The sequence below is a fragment of the Fulvimarina manganoxydans genome (assembly GCF_900176465.1).
Lineage (GTDB): Bacteria > Pseudomonadota > Alphaproteobacteria > Rhizobiales > Rhizobiaceae > Fulvimarina > Fulvimarina manganoxydans.
In genome coordinates, this window is record NZ_FWXR01000015.1 from 12,328 (window position 1) to 30,739 (window position 18,412).

Sequence of the window (18,412 nt, forward strand, 5' to 3'; positions counted from 1 at the left end):
CTCTTCAGGGTTTAGCCCGGCCCATCCGCCGCTTGGAGCCCTTCCTTACGCCATGATACGCCGCATCAGGCGCGTGTGGAACAGGCGGAGGAGGTCCTCCGCTTGCGCCGGGACGAAGCGGTCGGCGCGGAGATACCAGTGGAGGGTGCGCGTCCGGCCGGATTGAAGCACCATGAAGAGGATGTCTTCCTCGCGCTCTCCGTCGCCGCGTTTGGGGCCTGTGCGATAGACGATATCGTGGGCAGGTTTGTCCTCGGCAGGTTCGGTGCCGACCACGCGGTGGTTGAAGATATAACGATAGGCTGACGCAGCGTTCGGATAGGTTCGCTCCAGCATTGCCCGGACGAGGGTCTGGGGGAGAGGGGCGGCGTCGAGGCTTGTCGCCATCCGGGCGTGGACATTGGGGAGCATGTCGGTCGTCTCGCTCCAGGCAAGCCTGAAAAGGGTCTGGCGGGCGAAGGTCCCGATCATCGTCTCGGTTCCCGGCAGATCGCGCGGCGCCGAGGCAAGACTCACCCAGAGATCGTCGCCGCCGTCGAGCGCCTTGAGCGTGTTCAGATATTCGGTGAGGAGAACGACCGGCGGCGTCGTGTGATGACGGCCCGCATAGGCGTCGAGCGCCCGGCCGGTCTCTTCGCATAGATGCTGTTCGTGGAGGCGCGAGGGGCCGATCGGGGCCCGGCCGTCCCGCCAATGGGCGGGTGGGCCGCCATCCAGCAGGCTCTCGCAGGCCTCTAGAGCGCTATCGAAGGCGCCCTCGCGCAAAAGCGCGTGCTGCGTCGCGGCATAGTCGGCATAGTCGAAGCGATGGGCTTCCGGCATCGCGCGCGATCCGGCCTCTGGCGCCAAAAGCGCTTCCAGCCGCTGTTTCAGGCCATAAAGCGCGTCCCCGTCGACGAGAAGGCTGCAAAAGGTGAGAAGAAGGACGCCCTTGCGTCCCCGCATCGCGAGCTCCGCCCGCCAGAGCGGCCCGGTCTCCGGCGCAAAGGGTTCGGCGACAAGCGCGTCATAGCGCCGGCGCACGAAGGCCTCGGCGCCGGCAAGGGCCGCCGTGAAAGGGATCTTGGTGATGGCGAAGGGCGCGGGGCGATTGGGATCGAGCGCCATCTCCCATCCATGGCGGCCGCGATGGAAGGTCGCGTGGAGAACGTCATGATCCCGCTGAAGCTGTTCGACCGCTTGGCGAACTCTCGAAGGATCGACGTCGTCGAGAAGGATGGGCGGAGCCGCGATCGTCCAGGCGAGCCGGCCTGAATAGCGCTCCTGAAGATCGAGAAAACCCTCTTGCTCGAGCGATGCCGGGACGGGGCGCGAGCGGTCCGCCACGCGCAAGCGCAGCGCTGGACCGGAATCGAGGCGCTTGCGGCGCTCGACCAGCTTTCGCAGCACCGCGTCGCGCAGGCCGGGCGACAGTTTCGTGAAGGTCTCTGGCAGGGATGGGTTCGTCATGCGGCCTTGATGCCGACGCCTTCGCGCCGGACCTCCTCGATGAGCGCCGAAAGCTCTTGCGGCGACAGACCCTGAAGAAGCTCGGCCTCGACGAGGGCGGCCAGCGACCGCAAATCCGAGGCTTCGAAGACTTGGCGCAGGCGCAAGGTGACGCCGATCGTCTCGGCGATCTCCGCCAGGGCCCGAGCGGCGGCGAGCGAGTGACCGCCGAGCGCGAAGATGTCGTCGGTCACCGAGATCTCGGCCGGCGACAGGTCCAGAACCTTTGCGAAGATCGGCAGAAGCGTCTCCTCGATGAAGCCGGCGGGGCGCTCCAAGGCATCCGGGCCGCTTTGGGCCTCGCGCGGGGCAAGACGCGGATCGGGCAGGGAGCGCCGGTCGATCTTGCCGTTCGGCAGAAGCGGCAGGGCGTCGAGCGATACGAAATGGCGCGGCACCATATGGCCGGCGAGCTTGCGGGACAGTCCCTCGCGCAAGGCCTCGGTGCTTGCCGGGCCGGCCCAATAGGCGGCAAGGGCAAGCCCGCCATCGGCGCCGCGAACGGCCCTGACGACGCCGTTCTCGACACCGCTCAGGCTGCGCAGCACCGCTTCCACTTCGCCGATCTCGACCCGCATGCCACGGATCTTGATCTGCCCGTCCTGGCGGCCAAGGAATTCGGCCTCGGCGTTTGCGTTCCAGCGCGCCCAGTCCTTGGTGCGGAAGAGGCGCGTTTGCGCGAAGGGCGCGGCGAGGAAGGATTCGGACGTCAGATCCGGCCGCTCGTGATAGCCATCGGCGAGATTGGCGCCGCCCACATAGAGTTCGCCCGGCATGCCCATCGGCATCGGTTTCATCCGGCGATCGAGAATATAGACGGCGTTCCGGTCGATCGGGCGACCGATCGGCACCGGGGCGGCCGGATCGTCGACCGTCATCTTTGCCGTGTCGAAGGCGGTGACGTCGCCGGCGACTTCGGAGGAGCCGTAGAAATTCACGAGCCGCACAGTCGGGAACACCGACCGGAAAGCACCGACGAGTTCGGCCGTCAGCGCCTCGCCGCTGACGATGACGGTGCGCAGCGCCTTCAGACGCTGTGAGATCGTCTGCGGCCAGTCGAGAAGGGCCTTCAGAAGCGAGGGGACGAGGACGATCCAGGTCACCCCGTAGCGTTCCATGATCGCGGTGAGCCGGTCCGTATCGGCCACTTCGTCGACCGGGACGAGGGCTATTGGAACGCCTTGGGCGAGGGGGCCGAAGATCTCGGCGACCGAATCGACGAAGGGAAGCGCGGTCTTCATCACCGCCACCTCGTCCGCGCCATAAGGGAAGGTGCGCCAGCTCCAGTCGAGACGGGCGATAAGCCCGCGATGGAGCGCGCGCACGCCCTTCGGCCGTCCGGTCGAGCCAGAGGTGTAGATGAGATAAGCGAGATCCTCCGGCGCGAGCGGCGAGGCCGGGCGGTCCGCAAGGCTCGCCGAGGCCAGGGTCTCGAAGACGTCGAGCCTGGGGGCGGCGGAGGAAAAGGCCAGCGGGCGCTCGTCATGAAGGATGAGGGCGGCGCCGGAATCTTCGACCATCATGGCGAGCCGCTCGGGCGGATAGGAGGGATCGAGCGGCAGCCAGGCGGCGCCGGCCTTCATGACGCCGAGAAGCGCGACGACCATCAAAGGCGAGCGTTCCATATGGATCGCGACGATCGAACCCCGGCCGAGGCCACGCTCGATCAGCCGGGCGGCCAGCATATTGCCGCCGATCTCCAACTCGCCATAGGTCGTCGTGCCGCTCGCATCGAAGAGCGCCGGGGCCTCGGGCATCTCGTCGGCCCTCTCCTCGAAGAGTTCGAGGACGCTCGCGACCTTCGGGAGGGGCCGATCGGGACCCTCGCCGAGGGACAGAAGCGTCTCGGCCTCGTCGGGGCGCAGAATGTCGATCTCCCCGATCGTTTCGGCGCGCGCCATGGAGGAAAAAACCTCGCCGAGATGGGCGGCCAGGCTCTCGATCGTCTCATCGTCGAAGCGGCCCTCGTCATAGACCACATCGATCTCCAGCCGGTCCCCTTGCGGGACGGCAAAGAGCGTCAGGGCATAGCTCGTGGTCTGATGGCCGTCGATCGCCTCGATCGCGTCGGACAGGCTGCCGCTCCCGCGATCGGAGCCTGCGATCAGGCGCTCGTCCATCGGAAAATTCTGGACGACCAGCATGGAATCGCAGAGGCGCTCGCCGGGCGGCAGGGCGCTCAAGGCCTGAATGTCGGCAAGGGACAGATGATTGTGACCATCGTTCTTCGCATGGCGGGCCTGGATCGTCGGCAGCCAATCCGAGAGCTTCGCCGTGTCGCGGGTCTCAAGGCGCAAGGGCAGGACGTTGACGAAGGGGCCGACGGCATCCTCAATGCCGGCAAGCTCGCTTGCCCGGCCGGACACGGTCACAGCGAAGACCTGTTCGTCCGCCTGGTTGTAGCGGGCAAGAAGCGTCGCCCAGGCCGCTTGAATGAGGGTCGCGGTGGTGATGCCGGCCTGCCGCGCGCGGGCGAGAAGGGGGGTCAGCGCCTCGGCCTCGATGCCGAAGCGCCGGCTTGCATAGCGGCCGCTCTCGGCCGGAACGCCCCGGCCGATGACGAGGTCGGTTCCGGTCGAAAGATCGCCGAGCTCTTCCCTCCAATGGGCCTTTGCCGCCTCGTGATCGCGGCTTTTGAGCCAGCCGATATGGTCGGCGAAGGCCGGCGCTTCGGGAAGCTCAGTGCTGCCGAGGCCGAGACGCGCGTCATAACGGGCGACGAGATCGCGCAGGAGGAGCGAGAGCGACCAGCCGTCGACAATGGCGTGGTGGACGGCCCAGAGAAGGTCCGCGCCGCCGCTGGGTCTCATGACGAGGGTCGCACGCATGGCGGGTGCCGCCGACAAATCGATCGGCCGGTCGCGATCGGCGGCGATGAGGGTTTCGAGGTCCCTCTCATAGGTTGCCGCGTCCAGGTGTCGCCAGTCGAGAACCGTGAGCGGCAAATCCACTTGCCGGTGAACGATCTGGAGCGGCTGGTCGCCGAGGCTCCAGTCGAAGCTCGTCCGCAGAATGGAATGGCGGGAGAAGAGCCCGGCGAAGGCCTCTTCGAGCGCTTCGCGGTCGAAGGTCCCGTTCAGCGCGATCACCGTATGGAGCCCATAGACCGCGCTTTCCGGCTCGGCGAGCGTGTGGACGATCATGCCTGACTGGCCGGGCGTCACGGCCTGGACGGTCTCGAGGTCTGGATAGCGCTCGGCGAGGCGCGTGGCCGCCCCAAGCTTCAGATCGGCGAGGGGGAAATCGGCCTCGACCCAGAGCGAAGGGTCGAAGCGGCGGGCGCGAAGGCCGATATCGGTGAAGGCGAGGCCGATGATCTGCAGCATCTCGGCCGCGCCCTCGGGCATTCCATGGAGGGCGAGGCCGAGACCGTCCGGCGTCGGCAGCACTTCCATATGGGCTTCGCTGCCCTCGAAGACCGATGCCACCGGCGCCGATCCGTGCCAGCCATCCGCGCCTTGGTCAGCGGCGACGAGGCGCAAAGTGAGACGCGGCGCGCTCACCTTGTGCGGGCTCTCGTCGGCAACGCCCCTGAGGGCGATCTTGGCGGCGCGAAGATCGCCGAGCGGATCGCCGGAGGCGGAGGGAAGGGGCAGAATGTGCTCGCCCGTATCGCCGAAACCGCTGCCGCGCCCGGGCATGATCCAGCCGATCGCGCCGTCATAAGCCGTGCCTTCGAAGGCGCGCATGGCGGCGGCCGCCATCAGGTCGTCCGGTGTCGCGCGCAAAGTCCTGGCGGCGGTCGCAAAGAGGCTCCGGGCGACCGGAACGCGGCTTGCCTTATGGAGGGGAGCGAGGGCGCCCGGCTCATGCGCGGCGGATGGCGAGGCAAGACGAACCGAGCCCGCGCGTCTCGGCTCCCGGCCTTCGAGGATGCGCCCGAGATCGGAAAGGATCGTGGCCCAGCCTCCGGCATCGATCAGGAGCGGATGGCCGGCGAGCGTCAAGCGGGGCTTGCCGTCGACGGTCTCGATGGCGTTCGTGAAGATCGGAGTGCCATCCCCTTCGCCTCGTGCGGCGACAGGCGCCTCCACCAGCATCGGCCCCTTCGCTGCAGGAACGATCCGGGCGGCAAGAGGCGGGTGGGCAATGACGAGCTTGCCGATGGCGGCGCGCACGGCCTCGTCGGTCAGTGAGCCGCCCAGCATCTTCGAGAAGGACCGCCAGTCGGACGGATCGATAAGCGGGAAGCCGGCGCCGAGCGCGACCGGCTCTACCTTTGTGCGTGCCGCATCGGCGCGGGCGGCGAGGCTTTTCAGGTCGGGGGTCTCGAAGAGATCGCGCACCGTGACCGAAAGGCCCGATGCGCTCGCACGGGTCGCGACCTGGATCGCCGAGATCGAATCCCCGCCGAGCTGGAAATAGTTCTGGCCGCGCCCGATCTCCTCGATGGGAAGGCCGAGTACGCCGGCCCAGATCGCGGCAATGGCTTGTTCGGTCCGTGTTTCCAGAGGGGTGATATCCCCTCCGGTCCGCATTTCGCTGCGATACGGATCGGCCAGAGCGCGCCGGTCCACCTTGCCATTGGGCAGGAGCGGGATCGCATCGAGCCGCATGATCGCGCTCGGCAGCATATGGCGCGGCAGAACCCGTTCGAGGCTTTGTAGAGTTGCGTCGGGCTCGAGTGAACCAACCGTCCAGGCGACGATGGCGGGGCGCCCGCCCTGGCCCGGCCGGGAAAGTACGACCGCTCGCTCGATGCCGTCGAGATCGGCGATCGCGGCTTCGACCTCGGCGAGATCGACCCTCATGCCGCGGATCTTCACCTGCCCGTCCTGGCGGCCGAGGAAGGTGATGGTGCCGTCCGGCTCGCGGCGGCCCCAGTCGCGGCTGCGGAAGAGCGCCCCATCGCCGAACGGGTTCGCCGCGAAAGCTTCGACCGAAAGGTCCGGCTGGCCATGATAGCCCTCGGCGAGATTGGCGCCGCCGATCCAGAGTTCGCCCGGCAGGCCGTCGGGCACGGGTCGATGGGCGGCGTCGAGGAGATAGACGGCCGAATTGTCGATCGGGCGTCCGAGCGAGGCCGGCTTGAGCGTTGCCTCCGCCATCTCGGCGGTGTCGTACCAGGTCACGTCGCCGGCGACTTCCGACGAGCCGTAGAGATTGACGAGGCGGCGGCCGGGGGCGGCCTTGCGGAAGGCGCGCACCAGATCGGCGGGCAGCGCTTCGCCCGACGAGACCACATGGGCAAGATGCGGCAGCCGCGCTGAAAGATCAGGTTCGAGGTCGAGCATCGCCCTCAGAAGCGTCGGCACCAGGACGAGCCGGCTGACCTTGTGGCGGGCGAGCGCGTCGATGAAGCGCGGCACGTCGCGCACGCTCGCCTCGTCGAGAACCAGCGAGGGCACGCCCTTCAGAAGCGGGCCGAAGATCTCCCAAATGCAATCGACGAAGCCGAGAGCGGTCTTCTGGACCATCACCTCGCCCGGCTCGAAGGGCATTTCGCGCCACATCCAGGCAAAGCGGTTGAGCGCCCCGCGATGAAGGGCGCGCACGCCCTTCGGCCGGCCCGTCGAGCCGGAGGTATAGATGAGATAGGCAAGGCTTTCCGGCGTGAGGATATCGGCGCCCGGCAGCCGGCCCGAACCGTCATGGGCCAGGGCCTCTTCGATCGAAAGGCGCGCGGGCGCGGCGACTGACACGCTCGCCTCGGGCTCGTCGATCGTCAGAAGCAGCGCTGCGCCGGAATCCTCCAGCATCGCGGCGAGCCGCGACGGGGGATAGGTCGGATCGAGGGCGAGGAAGGCCGCGCCGGCTTTCATGATGGCGAGCAGGGCGGCGGTCGCCTCGATGGAGCGGCCGGCATGGAGCGCGACGACGGCCCCTGGCGCAACGCCTCGGGCGACGATCGCATGGCCGATGGCGGTGGCCATGCGATCGAGTTCGCCGAAGGTGACGCGGCGCTTCTCGTCGAACAGGGCGATGGCTTCGGGGGTGCGGCGCGCTTGCGTCTCGAAGAGCGCAATCAGCGAGCCCGCCTCGGGGAGCGGCATGGCCGGCCCCGCCGAGCGCTTCAACAGGGCAGCTTCCTCGGCCTCGTCCAGGAGGCGCAGATCGCCGAGATGCTCGGCCTCCGTCATTTGGCCCAGGAGCCGTGCGAGCCTTGCGACGAGGGGCTCGATCTCGCCCGCCTCGAAGCGCCCCGCATCATATTGCAGCGCAAGCGAGAGCGCGTCGCCGCGCCCTTCGGCGAAAAGCGTCAGCGGCGCGCTTGTCTTCTGAAGGCCTTCGATGCGGGTGACGAGGCCGGAGAGGCCGGCACGGCCGGCGCCATGGCCGGCGGCCATCGCCTCGCCGAGCGGCGTGTTCTGAACGACGACGAGGGTCTCCGACAGGCGCTCTCCGGGCGCAACGCCGGTGAAGCGCTGGAGATCGGGCAGGCCTAGATGGCCATGCGCCTCGTTCGACGCCTGACGCTCCTGAAGCGCACGCAGGAACGGCCAGAGTTCGGCCGCCTCGCTCACCTCGGCGCGCATCGGCAGGGCGTTGAGGAACATGCCGACGATCGCCTCGCCGCCGTCGAGATCATGCGGCCGTCCGGAGACAGTGACATTGGTGAGGACGTCGTCGGTGCCGCAATAGCGTGACAGGAGGACGGTGAAGGCGCCGAGAACGAGAGTGCCGAGGGTGACGCGCTCGACCCGGGCCTTGGCGGAAAGCCTTTCGAAGACGGATCGGCCCAGAAGCGTTTCCGCCCGCGCGATAGCGCCGGTTTCGGCGTCCGCGCCCTTGCCGAGGGGGATGTCGGTCGGGGCATCGAACCCGGCCAGCTCGCCCGCCCAATGGGCTCGAGCCGCCTCGATGTCGAAATCCCGCAGCCAGGCGACATAGCGCTCGAAGCCGGGCGCCGGGGCCAAGTCCGGTTTGCGGCCTGTCAGCCGCGCGGCATAGGCGGCGAGGAGGTCGTCATAGAGAAGCGGCATGCTCCAGCCATCGACGACGGCGTGATGCTTCAGCCAGAAAAGCGTGTAACCCGCGCGCCGTCGAACCAGCGTCAGGCGCATCAGGGGCGCTCGGGCAAGATCGAGCGGCGTTTTCAGATCGCTCGCCGCGATCCGATCGAGAGCCGCTGCCTCGTCCGCTTCGCCCGTAATGTCGGTGTCTTGCCAAGCGAGATCGGCGCCGCGATGGACGATCTGAAGCGGGGCCTCCCGGTCCTCCCAGCGAAAGCTCGTGCGCAGCACCGGACGGCGCGTCACGAGATCGCCGATCGCGCCCTTCAGCGCGTGGACGTCGAGATCGGAGGTGAAGTCGATCCGCGTCTGAATGAGGAAGCTGCCGCTTTCGGGGGCGAGCAGCGAATGGAAGAGCATACCCGCCTGGCCGAACGTGGCATCGAGCACGGTCTCGATGTCGCCCGCCTCGGCTTCGAGCCGCTCGAGTTCGGCGCTCGTCACGCTGGCGAGCGGCACATGGTCGAGGGTGAGCGCTTCGCCCGGCGCCCGGGCCCGTCCGGCCTCGAGGGCGGCCAGAAGCGGCGACGTCGCGGTCTCGGCGTTCTTGGCAAGGCTTGCGAGCGCCGACAGGGTCTGGGCCCGAAAGACGTCGCGCACCTCGAAGGCGATGCCGGCGCGCCGGGCTTTGGAGGCAAGCTGGAGGCTGAGGATCGAGTCGCCGCCGAGCTCGAAGAAATTATCGCCCCGACCGACCCTCTCCAGGGACAGGAGGTTGGCCCAGAGATCGGCCAGCGCCTGTTCCGTCGGGGTCTGCGGGGCTTCATAGGGGCGTTCGCCGAGGCTCGCCACCGGGACCTCGGGCAAAGCGCGGCGATCGATCTTGCCGTTCGGCAGAAGCGGCAGCGCATCGAGAACGAGGATGGCGGCCGGGACCATGTGTTCGGGGAGGCTCGCGGCGAGATGCGCCCGGAGCGCGGCCGAGAGCGCATCCTTGCCCGTTTGCTCATTGCCGACGGCATAGGCGACGAGAAGCCGGCGGCCATCGGCCGTCTTCTGGAGCGTGACGAGAGCCGCCTCAACGCCCGGCACGGCGAGCATCGCGCTCTCGACCTCGGCGGGCTCGATGCGGAAGCCGCGGATCTTGATCTGGGCGTCGCGCCGCCCGAGGAATTCGAACCGTCCGTCGGGGGTCACGCGGCCATAGTCGCCGGTCAGATAGACGCGCCCGAGGCCTTGACGCGTGACGAAGGCGGCTTTGGTGCGGGCTTCGTCGCCGAGATAGCCGATGGCGACACCCGGCCCGCCAATGGCGATCTCGCCGGCAATGCCGTGAGCGGCCGGCGCCCCGAAGAGATCGAGCACATGGATGGCGACATTGGGCAGGGGTTCGCCGAGATCGGGCGCCAGGTCGGCGATATCCGCCATCGCCGCGCTGTCGCTGACATAGGCGGTGGCGGTGATCGAGGCCTCGGTCGGGCCGTAGGAGGAGAGGAAGGTGACGGGCCTGTCGCAGAGCGCCGACCAGCGCCGCATGGTGCGCGGCGACAGCGCCTCGCCGCCGGTGAGGAAGATGCGGATGGAGGGCGCCATCCGCAGGCCCTCCTCGCTCATGGTGTCGACCCAGCGCCGCCAGAGAGCCGCCGGCAGGTCGAGCATGGTGAGGCCGTGGCGGTTTGCCAGATCCATGAAGTCCTTGGCGCCGAGCCGGCCGGGCTGATGATGAAGCACGGCCGTTCCGCCGGCCAGCATCGGCACGAAGAGCTGCAGCGCCGAGGCGTCGAAATTGAGCGGCGCGAATTGAAGAAGGCTGTCATCCGGCCGGGCGCCGAGGCGCCGCCCCATGCCGAGGGCCATATTGGCGACGCCGCGATGGGGCACGACGACGCCCTTGGGCGTGCCCGTCGTGCCGGAGGTGAAGATCACATAGATCGGCGCGCCGGGATCATTAGCCGGCTTCAACGGCTGTGATGCGGCTGGAACCGGGTCGCCGAGGAGGCGAATGGGGATGCGCGTTTCGCCGAAGAGCGGCTGAAGCGCGGGTTCCGTGATGAGGAGCTTGGCCTGAGAGGCTTCGAGCAGCGCGCGCTGGCGCTCGGCTGGGGCGGCGGGATCGAAGGGCACATAGGCCGCGCCCGCTTTCATCACCCCATAGAGCGCGGCGATAAGGTCCGGCGAGCGCTCGGCGCAAATCGCGACACGGTCGCCCTCGCCAATCCCCTGGCCTTGCAGCCATAAAGCCAGGGCCTCGGCGCGGGCGCCGAGTTCCGCCCAGGTGAGTTCGGTGATCTCTCCACCCTCGGCCTCGAAGCGGACCGCGATCCCCTCCGGCCTCTTCGTCACCCAGTCGTCCATCACGGCATCGACCCGGCGATCGGCGATCTCGGGGATATCATCCATGGGAAGATGTGCGGCATCGCTCGCGGCGCCGATGGCGGCGAGCGGCGCTTGCGGATCGGCGAGCGCTTCGTCGAGAAGCTTGCGGAAGCCATCGGCGATCCGCGCCGCCGTCTCCGGCTCGAACAGCTCGGTGCGATATTCCAGCATCGCCTCGATACCGGACGGCGTCTCGGTCATGTCGAGGACGAGGTCGAATTGGGTCGCGCCCTTGTCGAGCCGCTCGCTTCGAATGGTCAGGCCATCGGCCTCATGGACGGGAGCGGGCGTGTTCTGCCAGACGAAGAGGGCCTGGAAGATCGGGCTATAGGCGCCGGACCGGTCGGTGACGATGTCCTCGACGATCGCCTCGAAGGGGAGCGCCGAATGGGCAATGGCCTCGATCAGCTCCTCGCCCGATCGCCGGCAGAGCGCGCCGAAATCGGCGATCTCCGAGACGTCGAAGCGCAGAGCGAGCGTATCGGCGAAGAAGCCGACGATATCCTCGGCCCCCGGCAGGGTGCGGCCCGCCGTCACCGTGCCGATGGCGAAAGCACCCTGGCCGGAGAGACGCGCAAGGAGGAGCCCATAGGCCGAGAAAAGCACCGCGAAGGGCGTCACCCCGAGGCTGCGAGCGACCGCATGAAGGCGGCCCGTCTGGCTTTGCGAAAGCGCGAAACGATGGACCCGGCCGCGCCCGTCTGGCGTGTCCGAGCGCGGGCGGTCGATGGGCAGTTCGAGGAGTTCGGGAAGATCGGCGAGCTTGGCGCGCCAAAAGGCCTGGAGCGGGGCCTCGTCCAGCTCTCTGCGCGCCGCCGCGATGACGGACGCATAATCCACATAGCCGCAATCGAGAGGGGCAAGGCCGCAAAGCGGTCCGGCCTTTGCGCCCGCCCCATAGGCCGCCGCGAAATCGCGGGCGATGATCGCCATCGACCAGCCATCCGTGATCGCGTGATGGGCGGTCAGAAGAAGGACGTGCCGCGTCGGTGCGATGCGGAAGAGCGTTGCGCGCAGGAGCGGGCCGCCATGGATCGCGAAGGGTTTCAGGGCGGCGGGAAGGGCTGCGGCGAGCGCGGCTTCGGGGTTCGGATCGCTCGACAGATCGACGACATGGAGGGGCGGTTCGCTCGGCGCGTCGATGGTGACGAAGGGCTCGCCGTCCTCATCCACGAAACGGGTGCGCAGGCTTTCATGGCGTGCAACGAGCGCCGAAAGGGCGGCGCGCAGGCGTTGCTCGTCGAGCCGGCCTTCGAGATCGATCCGCGAGGGGAGGATATAGGCGCTCCCCGTCGCGTCGAGCTGATCGAGGAACCAGAGCCGCCGCTGGCCGGGACCGAGCGGCAGAAGTTGGCTGCGATCGACGCGCGGGATCGCGATCGGGGCAGGGTGCTTGACGGAGGGCGCCGCGCCGCGCCCGTCGATCAGCCGGGCGAGATCGCCGAGGCGGGTGGCGCGCAAGAGATCGCGGGGCGAAAGGCCGACGGTCCGCTCGCCGAGCCGCGTCAGCACGCGCATGGCAAGAAGCGAGTCGCCGCCGACGGCGAAGAAGTCGGCGCCGGCCGAAAGGTTAGCCGGCGCAAGGCCCAGAACCTCGCCCCAGATCTCGGCGATGAGGCTTTCGGTATCCGTCAAGCGCGCCGCGGCCGGTTCAGGGCTCGGCTCAGGACTTGTTCTCGGCGCATCGCTGGCTGCTGCGGCAAGCTCCGCCGGCCAGTCGATGGCGGGCAGAGCGCGCCGGTCGACCTTGCCATTCACGCTGAGCGGCAGATGCGCAACGGCGATGAAGGCCTGAGGCACCATGTAATCGGGAAGTTTTTGAAGAAGGTGCGCGCGCAAGGCCGCCCGGTCGATCGACGCGCCGGGCTTGGCGACGACATAGGCCGCGAGGCGCAGAGTGCCCGAGACCTCCTCGGCGATCACGGCGGCTTGCGCGATCGGCGCGAGCGACTCCAAAGCCTTCTCGATCTCGCCGGTCTCGATGCGGAAGCTGCGCAGCTTGATCTGGTCGTCGGCTCGTCCGCGATAGTCGAGGAGGCCGTCGGGGCGCCAGCGCACGAGATCGCCCGTCCGGTAGAAGCGGCCCGCCTCGTGAGGGATTTCGACGAACGCCGTCTCGGTCAGATCGGGCCGGCCGAGATAGCCGCGCGCAACGCCCGCTCCGCCGATGAACAGCGTGCCCACCGCGCCCGGCGGGACGGGGTTCAGCGCGTCGTCGAGAACGAGGGCGCGGGTGTTGGCGACCGGCGTTCCGATCGGGACCGGACCCTCGCCAAGCTTGTCGAGCCTGTCGAGCCGGGCGGCGGTCGAGACGATGGTCGTCTCGGTCGGGCCATAGGTGTTCCACAGGCCGATCGTTTTCGGGGCGCGCTCGATCCAGCTTGCGACGGCGCCGGACTTTGCCGCCTCGCCGCCGAGGATCACATGGCGAAGGCTCCGAGGGACGTAGGAGAGCGCCGCCTCGTCCGCCATCAGCGTGTGCCAGAAGGCGGTGGGAAGATCGAGGATGGTGATCTTTTTGGCGTCGAGATCGGCGAAGAAGGCGCGCGCATCGACCGGCAGGGCCTCGTCTCGAAGCGTCAAGCCGGCGCCGGAGGTCAGCGCGGTGTAGATCTCTTCGAGGCTCGCATCGAAGCCGGGCGAGGCAAATTGCAGGATGCGGTCGGCCGGGCCGACACCGAGTTCGCCGGAAAGCCATGAAACGTAATTGGCGACCGAGCCATGCTCGATCATGACGCCCTTCGGCTCGCCCGTGGAGCCCGACGTGAAGATCACCGCCATCAGCTGATCTGGCAAGACCGCGATGTCGGGGCCTGTTTCGGCTTCGTCTCGGCTGGTCGCATCGTCGAGGAAGCAAATCCCGGGACAATCGCCGAGATCGCCCGCCTCGCCGATGACAAGGGCGATGCCCGCCTGCTCGACGATCCGGCGGCGGCGCTCCGGCGGTTGGCGGCGATCGAGCATGACGAAGGCGCCGCCGGCCTTGGAGACTGCGAGCTGGGCGACGACGAGTTCGATCGAGCGGGAGAGGTGAATGCCGACGAGGCCTTCGCGGGAAAGGCCGGCTTCGATGAGGCGATGGGCGAGCGCATTGGCGCGCCGGTCAAGGGCACGATAGGTGAGCGTTTCGGCGCCGGCCCGGATGGCGATTGTGTCGGGCTGTTCGGCCGCGATGCGCTCGATCATTCGCGCGGGGGCAGCCGCGGGGGCTTCCGTTTTCGGGCCTTGGCCGAGATGTTCGAGCCTTTCGCTCATCGCCTCGTCGACAAGTGGAAGTGCGCCGATCGGACCCCGCGCGCCGTTCGCGACCGCCCGCACGATGGTTGCATAGGCGTCCAGAAGCCCTTGCGCGCTCGGTGCTTCATAGAGATCGGCGTAGTAATTCAGTTCGAGAAGGAGGCCGCTCTCGATCTCGACCGCATTGAGGGTAAGCTCGCCGTCGAGATGGCGTAAGGGGCGCGGGCGCAAAGAGACGGCCAGCCCATCGAAGGGCGCCGAGACATAGGCGGACTGGTAGTTGAAGACGGTCTGGAGCGGCAGGGTCTTGCCTTGCGCCTTCAGATCCTCCGCGATCCAGGCGAAGGACCAGTCGGCCTGGGCGAGATCGGCGAGCAGGGCCTTGCGAGCGCGCAGGCAATAGGCTTCGAGGCTTTCCGAGCCGTCGATCGCGGTGAGCGAGAAGATGATGTCCGAGCAATAGCCGACCAGCGGGCCGTTCATCTCGGTGGTCCGGCCGGCGGTGGGGGTCGCGATCGCCACTTCGCTTTGGCCGGCGAAGCGACCCAGGGCAAGAGCCAGAAGCGCGTGGAGCAGCATGAAGGGCGTCAGCCCGAGTGAGCGGGCCGCCTGTCCAAGCGCCTTCGCCTCGCTTTGATCCAGGAGCCGCAAGGCGGCCTCGCCGCGATAGCTCTTGTCCCCGCCGCGCGGGGTGTCGGTGGCAAGAGCGAGCATAGGCGCACCCTGGCCGAGCCGCTCGCGCCAATAGCCGCGCCGCGCCTCGGCCTCCTCGCTTTGCGGCAGAGCGAGATGACGGGCGAGCCAGAGGCGATAGGGCGTTGCGGGCGAAAGATTTGCGGGGTGGCCATCGCGCGCGGCATTGGTGAGTTCGGCGAGCTCCCCCATCAGACAGTTCATCGACAGGCCGTCGACGATGAGGTGATGGGCTTCGAGCGCGAGAAGCCAGCGCGTCTCGCCGCGCTTGACGAGCGTCAGGCGGATGAGGCGCCCTTCGGCGAGGTCGAACAGCTCCTCGCCCAGCGTTTCGGCAAAATCCGCCTCCTCGGCCTGAGTCCAGCCTGTGCCGTCCACCAGGCGGAAGTCGGGCCGGTAACCGTCGAGCGGCCGCACATGCATTTCGCCCGGAACCGGAAAGCAGGCCCTGAGCGCCTCGTGACGGGCGTGAAGCGCGGTGAAAGCGGCCTCAAGATGGGCGGGATCGAGCGGGCCGTCGAGATCGAGGCAGACCGGAATGTGATAGGCGCGCGAGGCGTCGTCGCTCTTCTGGGCGAGAAGCCAGACGAGTTCGGCGGCCGGCCGCATGGGCAGTTTGGCGAGAGCATCGGCCGAGGTCGCGGGAAGGGCCGCGAGCGTCGATCCCGCTACGGCGGCGATGGCGGGGGGCTCTGCGATCGGGGACGGCGCGGATGCGCCGGGTTTCGGCGGCTTCGGTGTTTCGCCGGACAATTGCTCGATCGCCGCGAGCTGGCTTGCGATCGTGCGCCGGACGAGATCGATCTGGTCGGAGAAAATCTGGCCGATCTCATCCTCCGCATCGTTCGAAGCGGGAAGGGCGGCGAAGATCCGATCGATATTGGCGATAGACGGGTTGGGAGGCGATGGGGTCGAGGGCGACGCGGCGGAGGGCGATGCGGGCGATAAGGCCCGCGCCTCGACCGAGGTGGTCGGGCGCGCTGGCTCGATCCAATATTCCGTGCGCTCGAAGGGATAGAGCGGCAGGGCCGAGCCCGGCAGGCGTCCTTTCGGCATCACCGCCCGGTCCGGGTCGTGTCCGAGCGCCGCGAGCCGCGCCAATGCGGCATCAAGAGCCTCCATCTCGTCACCGCGCCCCGTAAGGGTCGCAACAAAGCGCTCCGGCGTCAGGGCGCCGATGGCACGCCCGAGCGCCGTCAGCGTCATATTGGGCCCGATCTCCAGGATGACGGTCGTCGGGTCTTCGGCAAGCGTCTCGATGGAGCGCAGGAAGTCCACCGTCTCGCGGCTATGGGTCGTCCAGTGATCGGGCGAAAGAGGCGTGCCGGGCGCGATGACGCGCCCGCCGAGATTGGAGACAAGCGGCAGAGCGAGGGGGCGCATGTCCGCCGAGCCGCAAAGCGCGGCGAGATCGGGCAGGATCGGGTCGAGACGGGCCGAATGGAAGGCGTGGGAGACGGGGAGCCGCTTGGCCGCGATCTTCTGATCGGACGCTTTGCGGAAGAGGCGGTCGATCGCGCCCGCCTCGCCGGAGACGACCAGCGCTTCCTTCGACAGGCGGGCGGCGATGGAAAGCTCGCCGCCGATCTCGGCGAGCGCCGGGCCGACGAAGTCTTCCCCTGCCCGCAAGGAAAGCATCGCCCCGCCTTCCGGCAACGAGCCGAAGAGCCGGCCACGCTGGGCGACGAGGCCGATCATCTGATCCGGCGAAAGGGCGCCGGCGACGGATGCGGCGGCATATTCCCCTAGGCTGTAGCCCATCACCATATCGGGCCGGATGCCACGCGCCGCCAAGGCTTCGGTCAGCGCGAGTTCGAGGGCGACGATCGCCGGCTGGGCGTTTTCGGTTCGGGTGAGGCGCTTGGCCTCCGTGCCGAGGACGATCTCGGCGAGCGGCAGATCGTGCTCTTTGGCAAGGAGACCGGCGATGCGATCGAAGGCGTCGCGGAAGGCCGGGTCGCCTTCGTAGAGGCCGCGCCCCATGCCGAGGGCCTGGGAGCCCTGGCCACCATAGGCGAAGACGAGGCGCGGCGGGCGGTGGCCCATGCGCTCGCCAGCCACGGCCCGGCTCGCTTCGCCCTTCGCCCAAGCGGCAAGCGCGGGCGCGACTTGGTCCGTTCCATCGCGCGTCACGGGTAGCGCCAGCCGGTGGGCATGGGTCATGCGCCGGGCGGCGAGGCTTGTCGCAAATTCAACGGGATCGCTGGGGGGATTGGCCGCCACATGGCCCGCAAGGGCTTTGAGCGACGCCTGGCTGCGGGCCGAGAGGGTCAAGATCGCGCGGGACGGGGCGTCTTCTGTTGCGGCAAAAGGGGCGTCGGCGCCCTTATGTCGGCGCAGCACCACATGGGCATTGGTGCCGCCGAAACCGAAGGCGCTGACGCCGGCATGATCGCGCGTCTCGGGCCAGGGAGTGGTCTTTCGCACAGGCACGGCAAAGCGCGTCGCGGCGTCCTTGAGGCGGGGATTGAGATCGGTGAGATGGGGTTGGCCAGGAATGACGCCGGCTTCCATCGCAAGCACGGTCTTGATGAGGCCGGCGATCCCGGCGGCCGCCTCCGTGTGGCCGATCGCGGCCTTGGTGGCGCCGACGAGGACCGGATCACCCTCGCGGCCGTCCATGACCTTGGCGAGATTGTTGATCTCGATCGGATCGCCGAGTGGCGTGCCCGTGCCGTGGGCCTCCACATAGGCGAGATCGCCGGCGCCGATCCCCGCATCGCGAAGGGCGGCGCGCACCACCGCCTGCTGGGCCGGGCCGCTCGGGGCGGTCAGCCCGTTGCCACGCCCGTCCTGATTGACGGCCGAGCCGGCGATCACGGCGCGGATCGCATCGCCGTCGCGCACCGCGTCCTTCAGACGCTTGAGGATGACGATGCCGACGCCCTCGGCGCGGACATAACCGTCGGCGCCGGCATCGAATGTGCGGCACCGGCCGGTCGGCGATAGCATCCCGGCCTGGGAAAAGGCGATCGAGACGTCCGGATTGAGAAGAACATTGACGCCGCCGACAAGGGCGAGCCCGCATTCGCCGAGGCGCAAGGAGCGCACCGCCTGGTGAATCGCGACGAGGGAGGAGGAGCAGGCGGTGTCCACCGCGAGGCTCGGCCCGTTGAGATTGAGAACATAGGACAGCCGGTTCGCCGCGATCGACAGGGCGTTGCCGGTGCCGGCCCAGGCCTCGCGCGCCGTATCGGTGCCGGCCTGGCGAAAGCCGTAATCGGCGCTGGATATGCCGATGAAGACGCCGGTATCGCTTCCCGCAAGGCTTGTCGGCAGAAGCCCGGCATCTTCCAGACCGTGCCAGGCGGTTTCGAGAAGAAGCCGCTGCTGGGGGTCCATGAATTCGGCCTCGCGGCCGGAAATGCCGAAAAAGGCGGCGTCGAAAGCTTTGATATCCTTCAGAAAGCCGCCGTCGCGCGTGCGCATGCGACCCAATTCCGGCGCTTCGCCCTTCGAGACCAGCGCATCGGCGTCCCAACGCCCGTCGCTCAAGGGACCGACGCCGTCGACGCCGTTCAATAGATTGTCGAAGAAGGTCGAGGCGTCCGGCGCGCCCGGCAGGCGGCAGGCCAATCCGATGACCGCGATCGGCTCGCGCATAGTCGCGCCGGCTTCCAGCGTCTCGATGCGCTTGCGGGCGCGGGAGAGAAGCTGGAGGAGATCGCTATCGGAAGGTTTCGTCACCGCGCGCTTCCTGTCCTCAAATTCTGGTCGAAGGCGCC

2 protein-coding genes are annotated in these 18,412 nt (G+C 68.3%); both read right to left on the bottom strand.

Features of this window, described 5'->3' with window-relative positions:
• Positions 1 to 45: 45 nt before the first annotated feature.
• Positions 46 to 1,449 carry a condensation domain-containing protein gene (locus tag B9A15_RS15180; RefSeq protein WP_084411253.1) on the bottom strand — a complete coding sequence of 468 codons (1,404 nt, stop codon included), beginning with the start codon at positions 1,447 to 1,449 and terminating at the stop codon, positions 46 to 48.
• Positions 1,446 to 18,374, bottom strand: coding sequence for a hybrid non-ribosomal peptide synthetase/type I polyketide synthase (locus tag B9A15_RS15185; RefSeq protein WP_084411255.1), 16,929 nt, complete (start codon positions 18,372 to 18,374; stop codon positions 1,446 to 1,448). The genes B9A15_RS15180 and B9A15_RS15185 overlap by 4 nt, the downstream gene beginning before the upstream one ends.
• Positions 18,375 to 18,412: the final 38 nt, after the last annotated feature.

Excerpts from the sequence above, each read along its gene's own strand:
- B9A15_RS15180 (WP_084411253.1), bottom strand. The coding sequence starts at position 1,449 with ATGACGAACCCATCCCTGCCAGAGACCTTCACGAAACTGTCGCCCGGC.